Below are 683 nucleotides of genomic sequence, written 5' to 3' on the forward strand. Positions count from 1 at the left end.
GTGTCGATGGCGCCGGAGGTTCTCGCCCCGTTCTGCAAGGGGCCTCCCTCGTCGCCTTCGGAAATGGTGAACTCCTCGAGCATGTTGGAGTAGTAGAGGTCGTAGGTTCCCGAGAGCTCCGGGAACACGTTGTCTCCGTTCTCGACGGCCACCACGTAGGTTCCTGCTTGCTCGGCGTAGAGGAAGACCTTGGCGTTGTCGCTATCCGAGTCCCCCGTGACGAAAGTGCCGTCGGGGGCGAATACGTTCAGCAGCGGTGAAATGCTTCCGCCCGTTCTGGCGAAGCTTATGTCGATGGGATCTCCTACCTCCGCTTCGATGGTCCACAGGTCGACGTCGCCGGTGTCGATGGCGCCCAAGGTCCTGGACCCATTGGCGAGGGAGCCTCCCTCGTCGCCTTCGGAAATGGCGAACTCCTCCAGCATGTTGGAGTAGTATAGGTCGTAGGTCCCCGAGAGCTCCGGGAACACGTTGTCTCCGTTCTCGACGGCCACCACGTAGGTTCCTGCTTGCTCGGCGTAGAGGAAGACCTTGGCGTTGTCGCTGTCCGAGTCCCCTGTGACGAAAGTGCCGTCGGGGGCGAATACGTTCAGCAGCGGTGAAATGCTTCCGCCCGTTCTGGCGAAGCTTATGTCGATGGGGTCTCCGACCTGCGCCTCGAAGGTCCACAGGTCTACGTCGCC

Annotated in this window: 1 protein-coding gene; it reads right to left on the reverse strand. The window is 61.3% G+C overall.

Annotated elements, in window-relative coordinates:
• Positions 1-683, reverse strand: a 683-nt coding sequence (locus IEN85_RS10880; RefSeq protein WP_191617112.1) for a pre-peptidase C-terminal domain-containing protein, incomplete at both ends; no start/stop codon positions are given.

This window comes from Pelagicoccus enzymogenes, assembly GCF_014803405.1.
Classification (GTDB): Bacteria; Verrucomicrobiota; Verrucomicrobiia; order Opitutales; family Opitutaceae; genus Pelagicoccus; species Pelagicoccus enzymogenes.